Source organism: Microtetraspora sp. AC03309 (genome assembly GCF_020826795.1).
Taxonomy (GTDB): Bacteria; Actinomycetota; Actinomycetes; order Streptosporangiales; family Streptosporangiaceae; genus Microtetraspora; species Microtetraspora glauca.
In genome coordinates this window covers 1-22,789 of record NZ_JADDIL010000094.1, presented here as the reverse complement: position 1 = coordinate 22,789, position 22,789 = coordinate 1, and the positions used below count along the sequence as shown (strand labels likewise).

At 70.7% G+C, this 22,789-nt stretch carries 23 protein-coding genes; 14 read left to right on the top strand and 9 right to left on the bottom strand.

Translation table 11 applies throughout. The features are described from left to right. Positions 1-51: 51 nt before the first annotated feature. The 9 genes from IMZ11_RS37220 (at position 52) to IMZ11_RS37180 (ending at position 9,684) form a co-directional block, all read left to right on the top strand. On the top strand, positions 52-894 hold the full coding sequence (locus IMZ11_RS37220) for an ABC transporter substrate-binding protein (RefSeq protein ID WP_228647338.1): 843 nt from the start codon (positions 52-54) through the stop codon (positions 892-894). Between the two features lie 46 nt (positions 895-940). After that, on the top strand, positions 941-1,708 hold the full coding sequence (locus IMZ11_RS37215; protein ID WP_228647336.1) for an SDR family NAD(P)-dependent oxidoreductase: 768 nt from the start codon (positions 941-943) through the stop codon (positions 1,706-1,708). A gap of 63 nt (positions 1,709-1,771) precedes the next feature. Beyond that, positions 1,772-3,064, top strand: coding sequence for an aspartate aminotransferase family protein (locus IMZ11_RS37210; protein WP_228647334.1), 1,293 nt, complete (start codon positions 1,772-1,774; stop codon positions 3,062-3,064). Between the two features lie 168 nt (positions 3,065-3,232). After that, positions 3,233-5,230: an FAD-dependent oxidoreductase gene (locus IMZ11_RS46495; RefSeq protein ID WP_228647332.1), complete on the top strand. Its 1,998-nt coding sequence runs from the start codon at positions 3,233-3,235 to the stop codon at positions 5,228-5,230. Between the two features lie 8 nt (positions 5,231-5,238). Beyond that, on the top strand, positions 5,239-6,057 hold the full coding sequence (locus tag IMZ11_RS37200; protein ID WP_228647330.1) for a sugar phosphate isomerase/epimerase: 819 nt from the start codon (positions 5,239-5,241) through the stop codon (positions 6,055-6,057). Positions 6,058-6,091: 34 nt separating this feature from the next. Beyond that, on the top strand, positions 6,092-7,849 hold the full coding sequence (locus tag IMZ11_RS37195; protein WP_228647327.1) for an FAD-dependent oxidoreductase: 1,758 nt from the start codon (positions 6,092-6,094) through the stop codon (positions 7,847-7,849). A 144-nt stretch (positions 7,850-7,993) separates the two neighbouring features. Beyond that, on the top strand, positions 7,994-8,761 hold the full coding sequence (locus tag IMZ11_RS37190; RefSeq protein WP_061252925.1) for an IclR family transcriptional regulator: 768 nt from the start codon (positions 7,994-7,996) through the stop codon (positions 8,759-8,761). Between the two features lie 232 nt (positions 8,762-8,993). After that, positions 8,994-9,266: a hypothetical protein gene (locus tag IMZ11_RS37185; RefSeq protein WP_228647325.1), complete on the top strand. Its 273-nt coding sequence runs from the start codon at positions 8,994-8,996 to the stop codon at positions 9,264-9,266. Beyond that, complete coding sequence (locus IMZ11_RS37180) at positions 9,259-9,684, top strand: hypothetical protein (protein WP_228647323.1); 426 nt, start codon at positions 9,259-9,261, stop codon at positions 9,682-9,684. Before IMZ11_RS37185 ends, IMZ11_RS37180 begins: the two co-directional genes overlap by 8 nt. A 123-nt stretch (positions 9,685-9,807) precedes the next feature. On the opposite strand, the gene IMZ11_RS37175 is transcribed toward IMZ11_RS37180, so the two are convergent. The 3 genes from IMZ11_RS37175 to IMZ11_RS37165 are packed head-to-tail and all read right to left on the bottom strand — an operon-like array spanning position 9,808 to position 13,061. Next, positions 9,808-10,626: a nickel/cobalt transporter gene (locus tag IMZ11_RS37175; protein ID WP_228647321.1), complete on the bottom strand. Its 819-nt coding sequence runs from the start codon at positions 10,624-10,626 to the stop codon at positions 9,808-9,810. After that, positions 10,623-11,312 (bottom strand): hypothetical protein, encoded by a 690-nt coding sequence (locus IMZ11_RS37170; protein WP_228647319.1) that lies wholly within the window; start codon positions 11,310-11,312, stop codon positions 10,623-10,625. The genes IMZ11_RS37175 and IMZ11_RS37170 overlap by 4 nt, the downstream gene beginning before the upstream one ends. 60 nt (positions 11,313-11,372) lie before the next feature. Further along, positions 11,373-13,061 (bottom strand): metallophosphoesterase family protein, encoded by a 1,689-nt coding sequence (locus tag IMZ11_RS37165; RefSeq protein ID WP_228647317.1) that lies wholly within the window; start codon positions 13,059-13,061, stop codon positions 11,373-11,375. Positions 13,062-13,292: 231 nt separating this feature from the next. Between IMZ11_RS37165 and IMZ11_RS37160 the strand changes: the two genes are divergently transcribed. Continuing rightward, positions 13,293-13,796 (top strand): hypothetical protein, encoded by a 504-nt coding sequence (locus IMZ11_RS37160; RefSeq protein ID WP_228647315.1) that lies wholly within the window; start codon positions 13,293-13,295, stop codon positions 13,794-13,796. A gap of 70 nt (positions 13,797-13,866) precedes the next feature. Here IMZ11_RS37160 and IMZ11_RS37155 read toward each other — a convergent pair whose 3' ends face one another. Further along, the gene (locus IMZ11_RS37155) at positions 13,867-15,042 is read right to left on the bottom strand and encodes a cytochrome P450 (RefSeq protein ID WP_228647313.1); all 1,176 of its coding nucleotides are present in this window, start codon (positions 15,040-15,042) and stop codon (positions 13,867-13,869) included. A 222-nt stretch (positions 15,043-15,264) separates the two neighbouring features. Between IMZ11_RS37155 and IMZ11_RS37150 the strand changes: the two genes are divergently transcribed. From IMZ11_RS37150 to IMZ11_RS37140, 3 genes are all read left to right on the top strand, one after another. Continuing rightward, complete coding sequence (locus IMZ11_RS37150; RefSeq protein WP_228647311.1) at positions 15,265-15,786, top strand: DUF732 domain-containing protein; 522 nt, start codon at positions 15,265-15,267, stop codon at positions 15,784-15,786. Between the two features lie 273 nt (positions 15,787-16,059). Further along, positions 16,060-17,400 carry a HAMP domain-containing sensor histidine kinase gene (locus IMZ11_RS37145; protein WP_228647309.1) on the top strand — a complete coding sequence of 447 codons (1,341 nt, stop codon included), beginning with the start codon at positions 16,060-16,062 and terminating at the stop codon, positions 17,398-17,400. 116 nt (positions 17,401-17,516) lie between these two features. After that, complete coding sequence (locus tag IMZ11_RS37140; protein WP_228647308.1) at positions 17,517-18,059, top strand: GNAT family N-acetyltransferase; 543 nt, start codon at positions 17,517-17,519, stop codon at positions 18,057-18,059. Between the two features lie 38 nt (positions 18,060-18,097). Here the strand turns inward: IMZ11_RS37140 and IMZ11_RS37135 are convergent, their stop codons facing one another. The 3 genes from IMZ11_RS37135 to IMZ11_RS37125 form a co-directional block, all read right to left on the bottom strand. Continuing rightward, on the bottom strand, positions 18,098-19,144 hold the full coding sequence (locus IMZ11_RS37135; protein WP_228647306.1) for a D-2-hydroxyacid dehydrogenase: 1,047 nt from the start codon (positions 19,142-19,144) through the stop codon (positions 18,098-18,100). Positions 19,145-19,615: 471 nt separating this feature from the next. Further along, positions 19,616-20,269, bottom strand: a complete 654-nt coding sequence (locus IMZ11_RS37130) for an HAD family hydrolase (protein ID WP_228647304.1) — start codon at positions 20,267-20,269, stop codon at positions 19,616-19,618. 171 nt (positions 20,270-20,440) lie between these two features. Next, complete coding sequence (locus tag IMZ11_RS37125) at positions 20,441-21,016, bottom strand: TetR/AcrR family transcriptional regulator (protein WP_228647302.1); 576 nt, start codon at positions 21,014-21,016, stop codon at positions 20,441-20,443. A gap of 87 nt (positions 21,017-21,103) precedes the next feature. Here IMZ11_RS37125 and IMZ11_RS37120 point away from each other — a divergent pair, with 87 nt between their 5' ends. After that, complete coding sequence (locus IMZ11_RS37120; protein WP_228647299.1) at positions 21,104-21,475, top strand: DUF4267 domain-containing protein; 372 nt, start codon at positions 21,104-21,106, stop codon at positions 21,473-21,475. Positions 21,476-21,557: 82 nt separating this feature from the next. Here the strand turns inward: IMZ11_RS37120 and IMZ11_RS37115 are convergent, their stop codons facing one another. Further along, on the bottom strand, positions 21,558-21,812 hold the full coding sequence (locus IMZ11_RS37115) for a hypothetical protein (protein WP_228647297.1): 255 nt from the start codon (positions 21,810-21,812) through the stop codon (positions 21,558-21,560). 2 nt (positions 21,813-21,814) lie between these two features. Continuing rightward, the gene (locus tag IMZ11_RS37110) at positions 21,815-22,666 is read right to left on the bottom strand and encodes an SPFH domain-containing protein (protein WP_228647295.1); all 852 of its coding nucleotides are present in this window, start codon (positions 22,664-22,666) and stop codon (positions 21,815-21,817) included. Positions 22,667-22,789 lie beyond the last annotated feature (123 nt).

The following is a 22,789-nucleotide window of genomic DNA, read 5'->3' as shown; positions in this document are numbered from 1 at the left end:
CCTCATCCGCCCGCCTTACCGACCCCCACCACGACCATTGAGGTGAGCAAGATGTCCATCAAGCGATTCGCCGCGCTCCTGTCGACGATCACCGTCGCGTCCGTCGCGCTCGTCGGCTGCTCCTCGGAGGGCGACACCACGGTCGCCGCCGACTGCAAGCCGGCCCACACGTTCTCCACGGTGTCCAAGGGGACGCTCACCGTCGGCGTCACCGACATGCCCCCGCAGGTCACCACCACCGGTGAGGGCGGCATGGGCGGCATCGACGCCGACATCATCCGGCTGTTCGCCAAGGCCGAGTGCACCACGATCACCGTGCAGACCGGCAACTCGGCCGCCGTGATCCCCGGCGTACAGCAGGGCCGTTCCGACGTGGCGCTCGGCGGCTGGAACCGCACGAAGGAACGTTCCACGATCGTCTCCCTGAGCGACCCGCTGTACATCGACCCGCTCGCGATCATCTCCGCCGCCGGCACGGACACGATCAAGGCGCTTGAGGGGAAGACCGTCGGAACGGTCGACGGCTACAACTACGTGCCGAGCCTCAAGGCGGTCTTCGGTGACAAGCTCAAGCTCTACCCGACCCCGGTGAACATGGCGCAGGACCTCGACGCCGGGCGCATCGACGCGGCGATCGACGGCGCGATCGCGGCCGCGGTGACCTACAACATGGAGAAGTTCAAGGTCGCCGTCGCCCAGGGCGACGACCGCGTGCCGGCGACCCAGGAGGCCGCCCAGGGCGCCCTGGTGTTCAACCTCGGCAACGCCGAGCTGACCAAGGCGTTCAACGAGTTCCTCGCCGGGATCCGCAAGGACGGCACGCTCGCCGGGATCCTCAAGAACCACAACGTGCCGGCCGAGGTGCTCGAAACCGGCGACCCGCGCCTGATCTGACCGTTCCGGTGTTCCTCCCGCCCGCCCCGAGCAGAAAGCGCGTTCCATGACCTCATCACTCCGCGGCAGGACCGCCGTCGTCACCGGGGGAGCCACCGGGATAGGACGCGGCATCGCCGAGAGGCTGCTCGGCGCGGGCGCGAACGTCGTCATCGTCGGACGGCGCGCGGAATCGCTCGCGGCCGCCGCCGAGGCGCTCGACCCGTCCGGCGCGCGCGTCCTCGCGCGGGCGGCGGACATCTCCGGCCGCGACGGTTGCCACGCCGTCGCCCGGGACGCCGTCGAGCGGTTCGGCACGATCGACATCCTCTGCCTCAACGCCGGGATCTACCCGGCGGCCCGGCTGGGCGAGATCACCGAAGACCACCTGCGGGAGGTCGCGGCCACCAACCTCTTCGGGACGGTGTACCTCCTGCAGGCGTGCGAGGCCGAGCTGATCCGCGGCGGCCGGGGCCGCGTCGTCGTGACGTCCTCGATCACCGGTCCGGTCACCGGCTACCCCGGCTGGTCCGTGTACGGAGCGTCGAAGGCGGCCCAGCTCGGGTTCGTCCGGTCCGTCGCGCTCGAACTCGCGCCGTACGGCGTCACGGTCAACGCGGTCCTGCCCGGAAAGATCGAGATCGAGGCGACGTCGGAGCAGGACCCCGACTACGTGGCGCGGGCCACGAGGGCCATCCCGGTCGGCCGCCTCGGCACGCCACGTGACGTCGCCGCCGCCGTCGCGTTCCTCGCCTCGGAGGACGCGGGCTTCATCACCGGGCAGTCGCTCGTCGTCGACGGCGGCCAGGTGCTGCCCGAGACCCCCTACCTCTGACCGGGCGGGCCCCCGATGCCCCCGGCCGGTCTCCCCGAACCCCCACCAGACGAAAGGCCGATCATGGCGATCGACAACTGGAACGCGTCCTTCCAGGCGTGGCAGCGAGCGCGGGACGTCGTCGGCGGCGGCGTCGCCAGCGGCGCCCGGCTGACGTCCAAGCCCCACCCCATCTTCATGAAGGGGGGCAGCGGATCACGCCTCGTCGACATCGAGGACAACAGCTACGTCGACTACGTCCTCGGCTGGGGCCCGGTCATCGCGGGGCACGCCCACCCGCACATCGTCGAGGCCGTCCAGCGCCAGGTCGGGCTGGGCGCCACGTACGGGTCGGGGCACGCCTACGAGTACCTCGCCGCCGAGAAGCTGCTCGCGCTCATCCCCGGCACCGAGAAGCTGCTGTGGACCAGCACCGGCAGCGAGGCGACCCAGATCGCGTTGCGGCTCGCCCGCGCCGCGACCGGGCGGCACAAGGTGATCAAGTTCGTCGGCAACTACCACGGATGGTCGGACCAGTTCCTGGTCGGCTACCGTCCCGACGCCGAGGGACGGCTGGACGGGCTCGGCACACCGGGCCAGACCCCGTCCGTGCTCGACGACGTCGTGCTCGTGCCGTGGGGCGACCTCGACGCGCTGGAGCAGGCGCTGGGCGGCGCGGGCTCCGACATCGCCGCGGTCTTCATGGACGCCGTCATGAGCAACTCGGGCGTGTTCACTCCCCCGGACGGCTACTTCGACGGGGTACGCCGGCTCTGCGACGAGGCGGGCGCCGTCTTCGTCCTCGACGAGGTGCTGACCGGGTTCCGGGTCGCCCTCGGCGGCGCGGCGGTGCGCTTCTCCGTCGACGCCGACCTCATCGTGCTCGCCAAGGCGATCGGCAGCGGGTATCCCGTCGCCGCCGTCGCGGGCCGGGCGCACCTGATCGACCAGGTCACGCGGGGCGTGATGCACGCCGGGACCTACAACGGCAACCCGCTCGTCCTCGCCGCCGTCGACGCCACCCTCGACGTCCTCGCGAAGCCGGGGGTCTACGAGCGGATGGACCGGCTGAGCGCCACGCTCGCCGCCGGGGTGCGGGACGCCTTCGGCGCCGTGGACATCCCGGTCACGGTCAACCAGGTCGGCGCGCTCATGCACTGCCTGCCCGGCGTCTCCGGCGGCAGCCGCTTCCCGGACTACCTGGCCAGCGACTACGGCATCTACGACGGCGTCGCCGTGGAGCTGCTGCGGCGCGGGATCTTCGTCCCGGTGGGCGGGCGCCTCTACCTCTCCACCGAACACAGCGAAGCCGACATCGACGAGACGGTCGCGGCCTACCGCGAGGCGCTGCAGGTCGTGGCGTCCGCGCGGGCCTGACCGTCCTGACGTCCCGCGGCGTACACGCCGGCGCACAGCCCACGTACGGCGGCAAGCGGTCACGTGTGGCCCGGCCCGGCGGCACGTCGCGGAAGTCATCTCTCGAACCACCATCCGGACGCCCGACGACGTGCGCCCGGATGGCGAAAACCGTCCAGAAGGAGCCACGTGCCCGCGTCCGCCGCGACCGAACGACCCGCCGTCTCGGCCCAGTCCGTCCTCGGCCGCCCCCTCGACCTCGGCAGGGTGCGCCTGCCCAACCGCATCGTCTCCGCGCCGATGGAACGCAACTACTGCACTCCCGAAGGCTTCATGACGGAGCTGTACCGGGACTACCTGCTCCGCCGCGCGCGTGAGGGTGTGGGCCTCGTCTTCACGGAGGCCACCTTCGTACGGGCGGACGGCCGGGGACGCACCCACCAGCTCGGCATGCACCGCGACGAGTGCGTCCCGGGTGTACGCGCCCTCGCCGACGCCCTGCACGCCCAAGGGTCCCTGCTCGGCATGGAGCTCAACCACGGCGGCAGGACCGTCCAGGCCACGGTGTCCGGCTTCCCCGCCGTCGCCCCCAGCCCGATCCCGTGCGAGGTGTCCGGCGGCGAGATGCCCCGAGAGCTGGCGATCCGCGAGATCGAGGAGCTCGCGCGGGCGTTCGGCGAGGCGGCCGCGCGATGCGTCGCGGCCGGTACGGACGTCATCGAGATCCACGGCGGGCACGGCTACCTCATCCACCAGTTCATGTCGCCGCTCTACAACAGGCGGGCCGACCGTTTCGGCGATCCGGGAGAGTTCCTCGCCCTGGTGATCGACCGCGTACGGGAGGCCGCGCCCGAGCTCGCGATCGGCCTGCGCGTCTCGGCCGTGGAGGGGGCCGAGGGCGGGCTGACCGCGGAGCAGCAGTTCGACATCATCGCGGAGACGCGGCTGGACCTGCTCGACTATCTCGACATCTCCGCCGGCAACTACGAGGCCGGCGAATGGATCATCCAGTCGGGCGAGTGGAGCCCGGGGTTCCTCGCTCCGTACGCGCGGCGGTACCGGGAGCTCGGCCTGCCGCTCGGCATGGCGGGGCGGCTCAACACTCCCGAGGCCGCCGCGCGGGCGATCACCGACGGTGTCACCGACTTCGTCACGATCGGGCGCGCGCTGCACGCCGATCCGACCTGGGCGCGGGCCGCGCTGTCCGGTGGGAGCTACCGGCCCTGCATCGCCTGCAACGTGTGCATCGACGGGCTCGGAGACGGTGCGGTCACCTGCTCGGTCAACCCCGAAGTGGGCCGGGGCCGGGTATTCCTCCCGGCGCCCACGGTCGGGAGGACGGGTGGGGACGCGCCACGCGTGGTCGTCGTCGGTGCGGGCCCCGCGGGCCTCAGCGCGGCCGTCCTCCTGTCGGAGAACGGCGCCGACGTGACGGTCCTCGAAGAACGCGACCGGCTCGGCGGGCAGCTGGAACTGGCCTCCAGGCAGCAGCCCAATCCGGAGTTCGGGCGCTACCTCCGGTGGGCGTCGGAGCGCCTCGCCGCCCGCGGCGTGGATGTCCGACTGAACACGCGCGCCGGCGGCGCCCTGGTCTCGTCCCTGTCCCCGGACGCGGTCGTGCTGGCCACCGGCGGTGCCGGAAACACGCCGGCCATCCCCGGGATCGACGGCGAGCGTGTCCACGACCTGCGTGACTGGCTCACCCGCCACGAGTCGGACGATCTCCCCGGCGCGGTGACGATCTGGGGCAACGACGGCCCGGCCATGAGCGTCGCGGACACCCTCGCGAGCCGGGGCGTACGGGTGCTGATGGTCGGCGCGCAGCCGCGGATCGCACCGGAGTTCGGTCGCCGCAGCAAGATCCTCGTCCTGCCCCGGCTGGCCGCGAACCCCGACGTACGGATGATCTTCGGAGCGACGATCGACGAGATCGGGGACGACCGGGTGCTGGTCCACGACGGCGCGGAGCGCACCTGGATCGACGCGCCGGGGATCGTGCTCGTCTCCCAGGGGGTGCACGCGCGGCCCCTCGACCGCGACGCGTACGGCGACGCCCACACGTTCGTCGCCGGGGACGCCGCCGGACGGCCGGGCAGCTCCGTCCGCGCGTCGATCGTCTCCGGCACCGACACCGCGCGCCGCATCCTCGACCTGTACGCGGGCGAGGCGAAGGCGGTGGCGTCATGAGTGGCGTCATGAGCCGCGTGTTGTCCCTGTCGGCGTTGACCGTACTCGACCTCGCCCCGCCGGACCTGGTCCGGTGCGCCGCGGAGACCGGCTACGGCGCGGTCGGCCTGCGCCTCGTGCCCGCGACGCCCGACGAGCCGTCGTGGCCGATGGTCGGCCGTACCCCGCTGGTGGAGCGGACCCGGCTGCTGGCCGACGACCTCGGCATCCCGGTGTGGGACATCGAGATCCTGCGGCTGACCGAGACGACGGACGTCCGCGAGTTCGAGGCGTTCCTCGAAACCGGCGCCTACCTCGGTGCGCGCCAGATCCTCGTCGCCGGCATGGACCCGGAACGGGGACGGCTCGCTGAGAACCTCGCCGCCCTCGCGGCGCTCGCCGAGCCGTACGGGCTCACGCCCAATCTGGAGTTCATGCCGTGGACGGCGGTCAGGGACCTCGCGGACGCCGCGGAGGTGCTCCGCGCCGCCGCGCACCCGAACGTCGGGCTGCTCATCGACTCGATCCACTTCGCCCGGTCGGGAAGCGATCCGGAGCTGATCGACGCGCTTCCGGTGGAGTGGTTCCGCTATGCACAGCTCTGCGACGCTCCGGCTCGCGAACCCGCCGACCAGGCGGAACTGATCTACCAGGCCAGGAACGCACGGCTCCCGCCCGGCGAGGGTGGGCTCGACGTGCTCGCGCCGCTACGCCACCTGCCCCCGGATCTTCCTCTCGGGGTGGAGGCACCCTTCGAGAATCACGCCGGCATCCCGGCCCGGATCCGCGCGACCAGGGCGCTCCAGGCGACGCGGGCGGTGCTCGACCGGCTCAGCGGGGACGCCTGACCCCATGACACCACCCAGCGTGGAGAAAGCAGCGATGAAGAGTCCCTCCCCTTCCCGTCATCACCACACCGATCCCGCGGCGATACCGGAGGTCCGGTGCGACGTGCTCGTGATCGGCTCCGGCGCCGGCGGCCTGTCCGCCGCGGTGACCGCCGCGCACGCGGGAGCTCGCGTCGAGGTCGTCGAGGCGGCGCCGGTGCTGGGCGGCGCGAGCGCGTGGTCGGGCGGGTGGATGTGGACACCCGGCTCCTTCTTCGCGAAGGCGGACGGCGTCGACGAGGATGCCGAGACGTTCCGCACCTACCTCCGCACCTGCCTGGGCGACGACTACGACGCCGAGCGGATCGACGCGTTCCTCGACGGCGCGCCCCGGATGGTGGACTTCTTCCATCACCAGACATTCATGCGTTTCGTTCCCGGCACCACGATCAATGACATCTACGGCGACCTGCCGGGCGCGGGCACCGGTCACCGCTCCGTAGGTCCGAAGCCGGTCAACGCGCGGCGCATCCCCCGGCCGCTGCGCAGGAAGCTGCGCCGCCAGCTGTACGAGACGTCTTTCCTCGGGCTCGGCATCATGGCCGGCTCCGACCTGCAACGGTTCCTCTCCGCTTCGCGGGGGGACCTCCGCGGCCTCCTCCATGCCACCTGGCGGGTCGGGCTGCACGTCGTCGACCTCGTCGTCCACCGGACCGGCATGCAGCTCGTCAACGGCACCGCGCTCACGGCGCGGCTGGCGAAGTCCGCCGACGACCGCGGGGTCGGCCTACGGGTCTCGGCGGCCGCGGAAGAACTGCTCACCGACGAGGACGGCCGGGTCGTCGGCGCGCGGGTCCGAACGCCACAGGGCGTGACACGCTACCTCGCCTCGCGGGGCGTCATCCTCGCCACCGGCGGATTCCCGAACGACGTCGAACGGCGCGGGCGACTCTTCCCCCGCACGCCGACGGGGAGGGAGCACCACACGCTGACGCCGGAAACGGCGGACGGCTCGGGCATCACCATGGCCGAGCAGGTTGGCGCCCACTTCCGCACCGACGTGGCCTCTCCCGCCGCGTGGTGCCCTGTCTCGCTCGTGCCGTACCGGAACGGGCGGGTGGGCACGTTCCCGCACATCATGGACCGGGCGAAGCCGGGCGCGATCGGCGTGCTGAGCACCGGCCGGCGCTTCGTCAACGAGGCGAACGGCTACTACGACTACGTGGCGGGGATGATCGCGGCGGCGCCTGAGGGAGAGCCCGTCCAGTCGTGGCTGATCGCCGACTCGCGATACGTCCGCAGATACCCCCTGGGCATGGTGAAGCCACGGCCGGTGCCGCTCTTCCCCTATCTCCGGAGCGGATATCTGAAGAAGGGCCGCACCCTACGCGAACTGGCCCGGGTCTGCGGCATCGATCCCGACGGACTGGAGCGGACCGTCGCACGATTCAACGACGGCGCGCGCCGCGGTGTGGACGACGAATTCGGGCGCGGCTCCACGCCATTCAACCGTTACGGCGGGGACAAGAAGTCGACGCCGAATCCGTCCCTCGGTCCTGTCGAGAAGGGCCCGTTCTACGCCGTCCGTGTGGTGCCCGGGAGCTTCGGGACGTTCGCCGGCATCAGGACGAACAAGCATGCCCAGGCCGTGGACGCCGATGGGAACCCGATCGCGGGCCTATACGTCGTCGGCAATGACCAGGCGAGCGTCATGGGCGGCCACTACCCCGCGGGCGGCATCAACCTCGGCCCGGCGATGACATTCGGTTTCCTCGCGGCACGTCACGTCACCGGCAATTCACGTAATGAGTGACCAGGCCGCGCGGACCGCGCCACCGTTGAGGTCATGGGAAAATCACAGACGCTTCACAACGGCTCCGACAGCACGTATTCCAAGAATTCGGAGCCGAGTTGACCGGACGGGCCTGAATGCGTTGACGACTGAAGGGAGATTTTCATGAGCGGATCGCTGGCACGCGGCCTCGCCGTGCTCAAGGTGCTCGCGACGGAGATCGACGGCCTGCCTCTCAACGAGATCGCACAGCGGCTCGACCTTCCCAAGAGCGCGGCGCACCGGGCACTGGCTGAACTGGCCGCCGCCGGTTTCACGCAGCAGGTGGGGCCGCAGGGCAACTATGCGATCAGCCTTCGTTTCACCTCCCTCGCGCTGCGCCATCTCGGCCAGTATCCGCTGGTCGACCTGGCCAAGCCCGCCCTCCAGCGGCTGGCCGCGGTCTCCGGTGAGCTCGTACGGCTCAGCATCGTCGAGGACGACCGGTTGTTCTGGGTGGAGAAGCGGCAGGGGGCGCGCAACGGCCTGCGTTACGACGACCCCGACATGGGAGCCCAGGTCATGCTCAGCTGCAGCGCGACGGGGATCGCCTGGCTGGCGCACCAGACCGACGCGCGGGTGAGCGAACTGGCCGCCGCGCAGGGATATCCGAAGGAGTCGGAGTTCGGTGCCCGCGCCCCCCGTGACGAGGCGGAGTTGATGGAGTACGTGGTCCGCGCGCGCGAGCAGGGCTACGCGTTCGTCGACGCCATCTACAAGGCCGGGCTGGCGGGCATGGCCGCGGCGATCGTGCCCGCGGGCGCCTCGACGCCCGTCGGTGTGATCAGCATCGCCGGGCCCAGCGTCCGGCTCGACCGGGACAAGGCGGAGTCGCTCGCGCCGGAGCTGCTGCGCGAGATCCGCGACCTGGAGGGGCTCCTGTCGGGCGTCTAGCGGTGACCTCTCCCGGGTCGGCAGGCACGGTGTGCGCCAGGTACGAGCACCGGGGATGGCACGTGGTCGGTATCTGCCCCAGGGCCCGGACCCAGCGCTGTCCGATGTGATGGTGGACCGTCGCGGGTCCTGACGTCAGGTGGTGGCGTGCCGGCCCTGGGTGCTCAGGGTCGGCCCTTCGCCGTCTCGCGGGGTTCCTACAGCCCGAGCCGGTTCGTCGTATGGTTATCGCATGACGACGAAGCCGGTGAGTGTCACCATCGAGGAGCAGTTGCTCGAATACGCGCAGTCCGAGGTGCAGGCGGGGCGGGCCAAGTCGGTGTCGGCTCTGGTCAACGCCGCGTTGGCTCGGCGGGCCGAGGCGGACCGCACGGCCGACGCCGCAGTCCTCGCGGCGGTGGAGACGGTGCTGGCGGATCCGGACGCCTCGGCGCGAGTGGAGCGGATGACCGCCCACCTGCTGGCGCAGCGCGAGCGGGTCGAGAAGCGGACCGCTGATGGCTGAGGCCGGCTATGTCCTGGACGCCACCGTGGTGTCGGAGGTCGCCCGGGGGGACCTCTCGCTGATCACGATGCTGTTCGGGTTGGATGCACGGGGCCTGCGGTTGGTGGTGCCGGCGCTGGTCGTCGCGTCGGTGGCCGCGGAGATGGGCGGCGGCGACGAGTCGGGGTTCCTTCCGGCGGTGCGGGGCATCGCAAGGCTGGAGCACGGCTCGTACGGTGCGCTGGGCGACTTCGATGACGCGCTGGAGCTCGGCCGAGTCGCGGAGCGGTTGGGCGACAAGCAGCGCTGGGAGGACGCGCACACGGTGATGCTGGCGCGGCTGTGGCGGGCGGACATCCTCACGCTGGACGGCACCAGGTGGGGTGGCCTGGAACTGGATGGAGTGCGGGTGGCGGAGATCGCCGACCTCGGGGAGTAGCCCGGGTAGCGGTGTGGCGGTCGAGGATGACCGGCCTCCTCCGGCAATGCCTCGTAGTCGGTCATCGGCTCGTTCGAGAGTGCCGAGCGTGATCTCGTATCGCAGGTGCACCCTCGCCCTGCGTCAGGAGGCGAGCGCGCCGATGGCGGTGGCGAGATAGAGAAGCCCACCGGCCGATACCGCGACGCCCGCGAGCGCGGGGGTCCACGACGCCACCGCGGCGGCGAACCGCGACCCCCGGGTACGGCCGGCCAGCAGCGCCGATCCCCGGATCGTCAGGACGCCGACCGCGGTGAGGGTGAGGGCCATCCCGACGCCGAACGCGACGACGACCGTGACCGCCACGAGAGCTCGTCCCGTGAGCAGCCCGGTGACCAGGACGATGAACGCCGAAGGCGAGGGGACCAGCCCGCCGGAGATCGCGAGCGCGGTCAGGCCGCGCCACGACCACGGATCGACCAGCGGATCCCCGTCATGCCCGTGCCCGTGCCCATGCCCATGCCCGTGCCCATGACCGTGGCCGTGGCCGTGGCCGTGCCCATGACCGTGCCCGTGGCCATGCCCGTCGCCGTGCGATCGGGTGATCAGATGGCGGCGGACGAGATGGACGCCGACGGCGATCACCACGAGTCCGGCCAGCATCTGCATCCAGGCGGTGACGGTCTTGGTGTCGAAGGCCGCGGTCGACAGGCCGACCCAGGCCAGTGCGAGGACGAGCACCGAGAAGGTGTGCATCAGCGCGACGATCACCCCCAGGCGCACGGCGTGCCGGTACCGGCCCCGCGTTCCGATGAGGTAGGCCGCGGTCACGCTCTTGCCGTGTCCCGGCGCGACCGCGTGCAGGGCGCCCACGCCGAACGCGACGGCCAGGACCAGCCAGAACGCCCCGGTGCTGTCGAAGAGGCTGATCAGGTAGTTCTCGGACTCCGTGCCGCCGGTCATGCCCGCACACCTCCGTCGTTCCGCCGGTCGGCCGCCACGGCGGGGCGGCGGTGACGCCGTACCAGCACGATCGCGCCGAGCGCGGCCACGCCGACGGCGCCGAGGCTCCCGGACAGGGCCACGGACATGACCCCGGACGACGTACCTGCGGAGGTGAAGCGCATGCGCTGGGTGGCGTGCGCGGCGGTGAGGAGCGCGCGGTCCGGGGTGGCGGGCGTGTCCGCGCTGATCATCGTGCGGTAGGACGCGTTGAGGTCGGTGAGCGCCTCGACCGTGATGTCGGCGTCGACCACCGGGCCGGGGCACTCGAAGACGAAGCGGGCACCGTCGGCGAGCAGCCGCTCAAGGGGCTCCAGCCGTCCGGGACAGCGCATGCCGTCCCGCGTGACCGCCACGCGGGAGAGGAGATAGTCGCGTACGGCGGAGGAACGCTGGAGCTTCTGCTCCCCCGTCAGCTCCACCGACACCGCGCCGGTGGACGGGTCCTCGAAGGCGCCGAGCGACTGGCCGAGCGCGACCCAGTCGTCCTCGGCGGCGAGCCAGGTGACGGCCACGTTCGCGCCGTCCACGCTGACCCGGGCGGTCGAGGGCGGGCCGAACGGGTGGGCGGCGGCCGCGGGGGCGAGGCCACCGACCGCGAGGCCGGAGATGAACAGGCAGGCGAGCACCCTGAGGGACAGGGACATGGGTTCTCCCGTACGAAGCCGTGTGGGGACCGCGAACCCGGGTCCCCACACGGTCTCCGCTTACTTCTTGGTGACGGTGACGACGGGGCTGGTGATCTTCTGGTTCTGGCTCTCCAGGTAGACCACGTAGGTGCCGTCCTTGACGTTGGCCGGGAGCCGGAGGTCGTAGGTCAGCCGGCCCAGCTCGTCGGCCTGCGCCCGGCCGATCTCGACGTCGCCGTGCCCGTCGCCCTTGCCCCTCTCCTCGGCGCTGACGTCGGCGGCGGCGGCGCGCAGCCGGACGGTGACCTGCTCGGACGGGTCGTAGCCGTACGCCGAGACCTTGAGGGAGCCCCTCTTCTCGACCGTGGTCTTGTCGAGCGCGACCTGCTCGCCGACGGTGTTCTCCGCGGTGCGGATCTCGTTGACCGTGCGCTCGCCGTCGCCGTTCTTCCTGACGAGGAAGCCGTCGTGGTGCTCGCCGTTGGCGTACCGCGACTCGAACCGGATGCTGTCCGCCTCGACGTCGATGAGCTGGTACAGCTGCGTGTTCTGGCTGGTGCTCACGGCCTCGGCGCCGTTGCCGGTCCAGTTCTCGCCGTTGTTGAGCGCGTACATCTTGCCGCCGGACACGGACACGACGTAGACGACACCGTTGTGCACGGTGGCCGACTTCCGCGCCGTCTGGACGTTGCCACGGCCGTACGAGTGGTCGTGGCCCTGGAGGACCAGGTCGACGCCGTACTTCTCGAACAGCGGGCCCCACTGGTCGCGGACCTGCGGGTTGTTCCTGGTGCCCGTGGTCGAGTAGACGGGGTGGTGGAGCGTGACCACGGTCCACTTGTTCGGGTTGTCCTTGAGCAGACCCTCAAGCCAGCTCGTCTGCGCGGCCATCAGCGTGGCGTTGCTCTGATAGTTGGAGTCCAGCCCGATGAAGCGGACGCCCTGGTAGTCCACGGTGTAGGCGGTCTGCTTCAGCTCGGCGTTGCCCGGACCGTTGTCCGGGTACGGGAACTGCGGGCGCCAGAAGGTCGACAGCCCGTTGCTGTACTCGTGGTTGCCCGGGATCGAGATGTTGTTGACCTGGCTGTCGATGAAGCCGCCCGCCCGGAACCACTGACCCCACTGCTCCTCGCTGTTCGCGGAGTCGATGAGGTCACCGGCGTTGACGATCGCCCTGGCCTGCGGGCGGTCGGCGAACGCCTGGCGGAAGACCCGGGGCACGGCCGAGTCGATGTAGTTCTGGGCGTCGCCGTAGTAGATGAACGAGAACGGCTGGAACCCGGCGGCGGCGGTGGTGAAGTCCGTCCACGCGCTCCAGTTGGTGCCGTCGCCGACCCGGTAGGTGTACCGGGTGTTCGGCTTCAGGCCGGAGAACTCGACCGTGTGGTAGGTCGAGGCGTACCCCAGCGTCGTGTTCACCGGCGTGCTGGAACCCGCCATGACGGTCTTCATCGCGCCCGCTGCCGGGAGGACCTGGCCGAGCGCGCGCGGCGCCTCCAGGATCTGTGCCTGCGCCGTGTCGGCGGTGGCCTCGGCGCGCCAGGTCACCTTCTGGCTGCCGGACGGCGTGGTGGTCGGGGTGAGGATGATGCGGTCCGGGATGGGGGACGGCTTGTTCAGCTCGGAGGCGGGGTACACGGGCGGAGCGGCCGCACCGAAGGCCATGGGGCCGACGGACAGGCCGCCGATGAGCAGCGCGCCCGCGCCGATCATCGCCAGCTTGCCCGGCCGGGACCCGATCGGCCACGGTCGTCTGACGTCACTCACGTTCGTTTCACTCCATTGGATGAGGGGCTGCGGTCCACCTGCGATCGCCAGGCGGACGCCCGAATTCACCCAGGGACGGCTGACCGTTGATCGACCGTGAACTGGACGTGAGATGAACTGATGATCGTCCTCTTGCGCGACATCCGCCGTTGGGCCGGCGTTCACTGAGGCTCGTTTACGATCGCGCCGAACAATGGAAAAGGTCGCTGACCAGATGGAGCCGACGGACAGGTGACGACGATGGCCACCGCCCGCATCCCCTCGCGGGTCCGCTCGCGCGGGTGGGCGCTGCTGCCCGGCATCGCCGCGCTGGGCGCCCTCTTCGTCGTCCCGCCCACGCAGGCCGTGGCGAAGGACGACACCTTCATCACGGCGCGTACGACCGGGATCCTCCACATCGAGGGAGGCGAGTGCTTCAGCGATCCGGTCTACTCGTCGTCCGCCGGGGAGCCCGTCGTGACCTACACGCCGTGCGTCGGCGGGGCGGACAACCAGTCGTACGGCTTCGCGCACGTCCCGGACGGCTCCTGGGACCGCGCCGCGCTCTCCGCGTTCGCGTGGCGGAGGTGCGGGGCGATGTTCGCCCGTCACTGGACCGGCGACGCCGCGTCCGGGCTGGACTTCTACCCGATCATGCCCACGGAGGAGACCTGGGCCGACGGGGATCGCGACGTCATGTGCGCCGTCTACGCCCCGGGAGGGCGGCTATCCCGCTCCATGCTGCCGGCCATGTAGGAGAGCCCCCACGGGGATCGGGCCGCCGCCGAGGATCGGCGCCGGGTCACCGGCCGGGGCGCCGACCGGGTCACCAGGTGACGGGGAGCGCCGTGAAACCTCCGGTGAGGCGGTCGGCCCGCGCGTCCAGCTCCTCGTACGGCATGGCCAGGCGCAGGTCGGGGAAGCGCGGGAAGAGCGCGCGGAACACGCCGCACAGCTCCACCCTGGCGAGACTCGCCCCGAGGCAGTAGTGGTTCGCGTATCCGAAGCCGACATGTGGGTTGAGACTCTCGCGTCCGATGTCGAACCGGTCAGGGTCCGCGTACGCCTGCTCGTCCCGGTTGGCCGCGAACGTGGCGAGCATCAGCAGTTCACCGGCCCTGATCGTCACCCCGCCGATCTCGACGTCCTCGTGCGCGTACCGGAGCAGGCCGTGCTGGCTCGGCGCGGCGACCCGCATGATCTCCTCCACCGCTCCGGGGACGCGTCCGGGGTCGCGGGCCAGGGCGTCCCGCTGGTCCGGGTCGCGCAGGAGCAGCAGCACGCCGTAGTCGATCTGGTTGACGGTCGTCTCGTGCCCGGCGAACAGCAGGCCGCCGGCGATCCTGGCGATCTCGTGCTCCGGGAGCTCGGCGGCGGCCAGGTCGGAGTACACGTCCTCACCGGGGCGCTCCCGCTTGGACCGGACGATGGCGTAGCTGTAGGCGTTCATCCGCGCCTGGGCCGCGGCGGAGCGCGCCGGGTCGGACAGGTCCGTCATCTCCTCGGCGATCGCCCGGAACTTCCCCCTGTCCTCGTACGGCACGCCGAGCAGCTCGCAGATCACCTGGATCGGCAGCGGGGCGGACAGCCGCTCGTGCAGGTCGGCGGGCGGCCCCTGCTCGGCCATCCGGTCCAGCAGTCCGTTCACCAGAAGATCCACGCGGGTGGACAGGCTCCGCATCCGGCGGGCCGAGAAGGCGGGTGCGAGCAACCGCCGCATGGAGTCGTGGACGGCGCGTTCCGTGGCGTGATCGCCGGTCGGGCCGCCGGCGAACGCGTTGTTGGACAGGCGGGGCGCCGACTCGGGGCAGGGGTGCGACCGGCCGAACCGCTCGTCGGCGAAGACCTGCCTGATCTCCTCCCAGCCGCTCACCAGCCACGCCTCGTCTCCGGTCTCGGTGCGGATCCTGGTGATCGGCTCCCTGGCCCGCAGTTCTCCGAACTCGGGGGAGATCTCCAGAACGTCACGCCGTACGAAGGGCAGCTGAGGGTGTCCGGACATGATCAGATTTCCCTTCGAGAGACCTGAGCCTTCCCAGGGTCTGTCCGCTCCCTGGCCTAACAAGCCCCCCAAAGCATCCTTTGATGCTATTTTCACCTTTATGTCCGGAATAGCAGTCGATGCGGTATCTGATGATCGACAGCTCGGATATTCGCGACCAAAAGCGGCCATTTCGGCGTATACCCGCGACAAGGAAGAGCCGAGGGCTCTACGTTCAAATTCATGCACCAAACGCCTGGCTACCCTCAGCAGCCGTATGACGCCCCGCCCCAGCAGCAATGGCAGCAGCAACCGGGACAGCCCGGCCCTCCCCCACCGCCGACCTCCCGCCGCAAGCCCCGCAGCAAGGCGCCGCTGCTGATCGTCGTCGCCATCGTGGTCGTCGCCGTCGTCGGCGTCGCGATCGTCCTGCTGACCGGCGGCGAGGAGGCGAAGCCGCCGGCCGCGAATCCGACCAAGAGCGCGGCGGCCGACCGCGCGGCCAAGCTGCCGACACCGGACGCCGGGCAGCGAGCGGTCTACCTGGAAACACTCCAGGCGATCGCGCCCGGGCTCGCCGAGAACGAGGACCGCGCGATACGGCAGGCCGGCCAGGTGTGCAGCCGGATCCTCAATCCCCCGGAGGGCGGCATGAGCCTGGCTCAGTACACGGTCGCCCAACTGTCCGGCGGCGACACGGCGATCACCCAGGCGCAGGCGTACAAGGTGATCGGCGCGGTCAAGGTGTGGTGCGCCAAGTCCTGACCGCTTCAGCCTCTTCCACCCCCCCATGCCGGTGGCCGGATCACGAACCCGTCCGACCACCGGCGCGAAACCCGGAGTGCCTTGGTGCCGCACCCGCGCGCGTAGCGCTCCGCCGTACGCGGCGGACATCGGCGGGCCATGCTGGACGCGGGCGTCGGCGGCGGGAAAGCGGCCCGGAACACAGCGCGCCCGTTGACCATTTTTGGGGTGAAATATCCCTTTTGTCGAAAATAGCTGCCCTAGTGTGATCACGTGGGCGATGACCGTGCCCCCGTGAGCACATGGCAGCGATGCTCCATCAGGGCCCGCCTGACGGTGATCACGAGCGCCGTCATGGCGCTGATCTGCACTGTCATCGTCATCCTCACCCTGATCGCCGTACGTCAGCACGACAGGGAATACCGCGCGAAGAACCTCGTCGCCCAGGCCGTGGACATCACCCAGCAGGCGCGCGAGAAGGGCACCGTTCCCCCGCTGCCCGACACTCCGGGCACCGCGATCCAGGTGTTCGATCCGTCCGACACCCTCGTCGCCGCGACACCCAACGTGGCCCACGCACCACCGATGGCCAGGCTGATCTCGCGCGCCACTGCCTACGCGACCAAGGACATCTGCGACCTGCGGGCGTTCCCGGGCCAATGCAAGATCGGCGTCTACTTCCCCTTCCACATGCCCGACGGGCTGTGGCGGCTGCACATGGTGGTGCCCGACGTCCCCTGGTACGTCAGCCTGAAGCTGTTCGGCGCGCTCATCGCGGGCTGGATCCTGCTGGTCGGTGTGACCGGGCTGGCCGCCTACCGGATCGTGGGCAGGACGCTCGCCCCGGTGGACGTCATGACGTCCAAGCTGGCCGAGATCGCCGTCGGCGACCTGAGCCGGCGGGTGCCGGTCCCCTGGTTCCACGACGAGTTACGGCGGCTCGCCGAGCGCGCGAACCAGACGCTCGACCGGGCCGAGACTGCCGTGGAGCGGCAGCGCCGCTTCGCCTCGGACGCCTCCCACGACCTGCGCAGCCCGTTGACCGCGATGCACACCGAGATCGAGGAGGCGCTCCTGCACCCGGACGACACCGACTGGGAGATCACCGCGCGGGCGCTGCTGGACAGCGTGGAACGGCAGCAGGCCCTCGTCTCCAGCCTCCTGCAGATCGCACGACTGGACGCGGGCGCTCCCGCGCGGCGCGATCTTGTCGATCTGGCCGAGCTCGTGACGTCCGAGCTGGCGCTGCGACCGCGCGGTGTCACGGTGACCGAGCAGCTCGCCCCCGACGTGACGGTCACCGGCGACCGGCTCCACCTGGCCCGGCTGCTCGGCAACCTCCTCGACAACGCGGAGCGCCACGCCGAGAGCAACGTGACGATCAGGGTCGCCCGCGACGGCGGGACGGCGGTGCTCGAAGTGCAGGACGACGGCGACGGCATCCCGCTCGACAAGCGGGACCTCGTCTTCCAGCGCTTCGCCCGGCTCGACGCCTCCAGAAGGAAGGACGCCGGGGGAACCGGCCTCGGACTGCCGATCGCGCGGCAGATCGCCGAGAACCACGGCGGCACGCTCACGATCGGCGACAGCCCGCGTGGCGCCAGGTTCGTGCTCCGCATCCCCCTGTGCCGCTGAAGACCGCCACCTCCTCGCCGCCGCCCGGGCGAATATTGGCGCGCGGGTTCGAGGGGGGTCCCGTACATTGGCCGGATCGTCGTCGGGCACGGAGGAAACGCGGAGGAAGCACGGTGATGGGCGACATGACTGGCAATGTGAGCATGCGCCGGATCGGGCCTGATGATTGGGCCGTCTGGCGCGAGTTGCGCCTCGCCGCGCTCGCGGACGCGCCGGACGCGTTCGGCGCGTCCCTCGCCACCGAGCAGACGTACGACGAGGCGACCTGGCGGGCACGCCTGCGGCCGGAGGGCGGACTCTGGGCGATCGCCTTCCGCGACGTGACCCCGGTCGGCATCGTCGGCGCCCACTTCCCGGAAGAGGGGCCGGACGCCGTCGAGCTGATCAGCATGTGGGTGCACCCCTCCGCTCGCGGCGACGGCACCGCCGACATCCTGGTGAACGAGGTCATCGCCTGGGCTGAGGAGCAGCGGTATCCCACGATCGCGCTGTACGTCGTCGAGGGCAACGATCGGGCGCGGCGGCTCTACGAGCGGCTCGGTTTCGTCGGCACCGGCGAGTGCGAGCCGTTGCTGAGCAATCCTTCGCTCCAGTGCCACCGAATGGTCCATGCCGTCGACCGTGTGGAGCGCATCGGCCGCGCGGGAGGCGGCCGATAGAGCGGAGGGGCCGACGGCGCCGGGCCCGGCATCGGCGATCAGGGCGAGACGACGAAGCCGAGGTGCTTGTCCACCACGTTGATCAGCGGCGCGCCCGCGACGTATCGGCGCAGGTTCTCCAGGAACGTGTCGGCGAGCGCCTCCTGCCATCCCGCCGCGTCGCCGCTCATGTGCGGGGAGATCAGCACCTGCGGGAACGACCACAGCGGATGTCCGGCCGGGAGCGGCTCCTCCTCGAAGACGTCGAGCGCCGCACCGGCGAGCCGTCCCGAACGCAGGGCCTCGACGAGGGCCTCGGTGTCCACCGTCTCCCCCCTGCCGACATTGATCAGCCGGGCCGCCGGCTTGAGCGCCGCGAGGACGTCGGCGTCGATCAGCCTTCGGGTCTCACCGGTCAACGGCGCCACGTTGACCAGGTAGTCGACGTCCGCGACCAGCGCGGCGAGCCGCGAGGAGTCGTACACGGCGCCGAAGTCGGCGTCGCCGTCCCGCGTCGAGCGTCCCGCGCCCAGGACCGTGAGGCCGACGGCGCGGAGCATGCGGGCGATCTCGCGACCGATGGCGCCGGTACCGACGATCATGACCGTCTTCCCGTCGATGCGCTCGGTCACGCGGTGCCGCCAGCGCCGCTCGCCCTGCAACCGCCACGATCCCGGCAGGTCCTTCGCGAAGGCCAGGACGCAGGCGAGAACGTATTCGGCGATGGGCCGGTCGAAGACGCCGCGGGAGTTCGTCACGATCACGTCGGACGCCCGCAGGTCATCGAAGAGCAGCCGGTCGACACCCGCCGCGGCCACGTGGATCCAGCGCAACGCGTCGGCGTGGTGCCATGCCTCGCGAAGGGCGGGCGAGAAGGAGTCCCACATCAGGAGAGCGTCGCTTCCCCGCAGCGCGTCGCCCAGTTCCGCCCGGCGGGCGTACCGGACCTCACCGGCCAGGTCGTGCAGGAGATCCCGCGAAGGAGGGAGGTCGTCTTCGTGAAGAACGGTGAGGACGACGCCGTTCCCGGCGCCGCGTTCCCCTGTCCCGGCGGCCGAGCTCGGACCGGGGCCGGTAGACGTCGTGACAGACGGACGTGCCCGCATAAGGACGGTGCTCCTTCAGAGACGATGAGACGCGGAAAGGGGCGGATCACGGGTGCCGCCGCGCACGGATGTTCACAGCCGCGTACGCGTGGGACACCCGGCGCTTCAGGATGTGAGCGGATCGGCCACTGCCCTGCGCGTGTGCCGCGTGATCCCCCGTCACCGGCTCCTGTCGCCGGACTTCACCTCGCTCAACGGCCAACACATCGGCAATGAACCGCTATTCCCCCCAAACCCACCCCGAAAGGAGCGTCTGCTCGCCCTGCGGCGACCGATCCTCTCCATACCGGTGGACGGAATCGCGTACGGGAAATCGGCCCGCGCCGATGACCTGCGTCCTTCCCGAGCTGTTACCGCCATAATCTCCAGGATCGTTTGCCCGCCATCGGGTTTGCCGGTCTACGGCGTGACCCGAGCTCCGATCCACGGCGTGACCCGGAACTCCGGTCTACTCCGTGCCCGGACTCCGCTCTACGGCGTGGCCAGGGCGAGAAGCGGGGCCAGGGCCTCCTCCAGATCCGCGATGGCGCCGTACACCACACCGGTCATGCCGAGCGCCACGGCGGCCTCGACGTTCTCCGCCCGGTCATCGACGAAGAGGCAGCGGTCCATCGGAACGCCCGCCCGCTCGGCGGCGATCTCGTAGATCCTCGCGTCCGGCTTGACCACGCCGATCCTGGCGCTGTTCACGACGTCGTCCGCGAAGTACGCGAGACCCAGCAGGGCGAGGTCGTCCTCCACGTCCAGGGTCGCGTTGGTCACCAGCACGACGGGCACGTGGGCCTGCGCGAGGCGGAGCATCTCCACCACGTTCTCGTCGGCGCGGAACGGGGTCCGCGTGAACATCGTGGCGAGCTCGCGGGCCCGCTCCGCCGGAAGCCGCTCAGAGAGCTCGGAGGCGATGGCCTCTATCCACTGCTCCACGGTGTGCTCGCCCCGGAGGACCGGCAGGTCGTTCCCGGGCGCGAGTGCGACCTTGGCGGTCGTTCCCTCCACCAGCCCGACGGCCTGCTCCATCCGGGTCAACTCGGTCATGTCGTAGAAGCGGATCACGCCGTCGAGATCGCACAGCACGGCGTCGAAGGGCCTGCCGTTCACAGCCTGGGGATTTCGGGGATTCGTCACGGCACCTCCATAGCACATTCACGCGGAGAGCCGCGGCTCCCCTTCCGCCGCATGACCAGCGCGGGGTCCACGCTCGCCGTTGCCGCAAGAAGGCGGTGGTCACCGGCGGCACGATCGGCGAAGCCGACGTCGGCCGATATCCCCCTCCCGAGTCGGGGAATCGGTCGTTGTTCAGGCTCGGGCGAAGCGGCTGATCAGCAGTGCCAGCCGCCGGTCGTGGTCCGCACGCGGGAGCCTGCCGCCGCGCATGAGGGTGACCAGCCCGTGGAGGCCGCCCCAGAAGACCTCGGTGAGCAGGCCCAGGTCGTCGTCACCGGCATGTGGCCGGATGGCTCCGCTCAGCTCGCCGAAGGCGGCATGCAGGGCGGACGGCGCCTCGGGGGTGGCGAACGGCAGGTCGACGACATGGCTGAACATGGCGTCGTACAGCGCGGAACGCCGGTCGGCGAACGCGGTGTAGGCGGCGCTGACCACGGCGAGGGCCTGTCGAGGATCGGTCGCCGCCGTGCGGGCCGCGCGCAGTTCGGCGGCCAGGTCGGCGAAACCCTCCACGGCGACCGCCGCCATGATGGCGTCCTTGCCCTTGAAATGGCTGTAGAGCACCGGCTGGCTGTATTCCACCCGTTCGGCGAGGCGGCGTATCGTCACCGCCTCCCAGCCCTCGGCCTCGGCCAGCTCCCTGGCCGCCGTGATGATCAACCGCTCCCGCTCCGCCCGCTCGCGCTCCCGGCGCTCCTGAATCGACATGTCCGCAGCCTAGCACCGCTAGCGCTTCTATCGTCGCTCTGATAGCGTCAGTCTTGTTCCTAGCACTGCTAGCAAGCGGAGTAGACCATGCTCACCCCCATCGCCTACGGCCTCGCCATCGCCCTCACCCTCCTCGTCGTCGTCATCGGCGCCCGCTTCCTCCTGGCCCCCCAGGCCGCCGCCGCCGGCTACGGCGTGCCCGCCAAGCAGGACGGCGACGCCGCGTACCTGACCATCAAGGGCCTGCGCGACCTCACCTCCGGCATCATCGGCCTCGCCCTGATCGCCTTCGCGGACGCGCACGCGGTGGGCTGGTTCATGCTGGCCGTCGCCCTCACGCCCCTCGGCGACACCCTCATCGTCCTGCGCCATGGCGGCACCAAGGCCGCGGCCTTCGGCATCCACTTCGCCACCGCCGTGACCGTCCTCATCAGCGCCGTCCTGCTCTTCGCCGTCTGAACCGCGGAAGCCTCGCCACCACCCGCTCGCCCCGAAGGAGCCAGTCGATGCCATGCCGCCGCCGGACGTCCCGGAGGGCCGGTCAGCTCTCCGGGACGTCCGGCTCCGTGCTCTCTCCGGCGCTCCGTCCGGCACCCGCCGACGCGCCCTCCGCCGCACCTTCTCCGGTGCCGTCCCGGACCTCGCGCCTGGTGTCGCGCCCCGCCTGCCTGAGCGCGAGGCGCAGGCCGTACTCGATCTGGGCGTTGACGCTGCGCAGGTCGTCGGCGGCCCACTTGGCGACGGCCTCGTAGACGGCCGGGTCCAGCCGGAGCAGGAGCTTCTTACGCTCAGGCATGGTCAGGCATAGAGGCTGCCGGCGTTGACCACCGGCTGGGTCGCCCGGTCGCCGCAGAGGACGACCAGGAGGTTGGACACCATCTGGGCCTTGCGCTCCTCGTCGAGTTCGACCACGCCCTGCTCGGACAGGCGGTCCAGGGCGAGCCCCACCATACCGACCGCGCCCTCGACGATGTGGGCACGCGCGGCGACGACCTGCGCGGCCTGTTGCCGGACCAGCATGGCCTGGGCGATCTCCGGCGCGTACGCCAGGTGGGTGATCCGGGCCTCCAGGACCTCGACCCCCGCGAGCCCGGTGCGTTCGCGCAGCTCGGCGGTGAGCTCCTCGGCCACCTCGGCGCCGTCGCGCAGGCTGGTCCTGCCCTCGACGTGCGAGTCGTACGGGTGGCTGGTGGCCAGGTGCCGCACCGCCGCCTCGGACTGGATGGCGACGTACTCCTCGTAGTCGTCGACAGAGAACGCGGCCCGCGCGGTGTCGACGACCTTGTAGACGACGACCGCGGCGATGTCCACGGGGTTGCCGTCGGCGTCGTTGACCTTGAGCTTGGCCGTCTCGAAGTTGCGCACGCGCAGGGTCACGCGCTGCTTGGTCGTCAGTGGCGCCACCCACTGGAAGCCGGCGTCGTTCACCGAGCCGACATAGCGGCCGAGGAACTGCACCACCTTGGCCTCGTTGGGGTTGATCACGGTGAAACCCGTGGCCATGATCACGAAGATCACACCCCACAGGATCGCCGCCCCGGCCAGCACCTCGACACCGATCGCCAGCCCGGCCGCGGCCAGCGCGCCGCCGAGCACCAGCAGCCCGATCATCACGGCGAAGCCGTTCAGGCGGAACGCCCGACGCTCCATCGCCCCTCCTTGCTATTGAAGTGATATCACCAAGATAGCCCATAGCTAGCAAATGTGCGCAAGGCGGGAAAGGGGAGGCATCGCGCCCTCGACTCACCCGGACCCGAGCACCCACCCCTGGCC